Genomic DNA, 249 nt, shown 5'->3' on the forward strand with positions numbered 1-249 from the left:
TGGTACGAGCTGTATGGTTTCTGTTTTAGATGTGGTCATTACGGAAAAATCGAGATGCGGGAGATGTTGCGCAAGTTCGGCACGCAGACGATCATAATTGGCCTAGAGCCAAGGTTGCGCTGCACCAAATGCAAATCGCTCAATGAAAGCCAGTTTGGCGTGGCTAAAATGCCGAGGTAGATATGTCCGGATATAAGTCTGAAAGCGGTGTCGCTGGAACAAGCAGTAAAAGGTTTGAGCATTGGTGTG

The 249-nt window shown here is 47.8% G+C and carries 1 protein-coding gene; it reads right to left on the minus strand.

Translation table 11 applies throughout. From position 1 onward, the window contains the following. Nucleotides 1-38: 38 nt before the first annotated feature. Nucleotides 39-249, minus strand: a 211-nt coding sequence (locus Q5762_RS39240) for a hypothetical protein (protein ID WP_315897102.1), incomplete at its 5' end; no start/stop codon positions are given.

It is taken from the genome of Streptomyces sp. P9(2023), assembly GCF_032436795.1.
Lineage (GTDB): Bacteria > Actinomycetota > Actinomycetes > Streptomycetales > Streptomycetaceae > Streptomyces.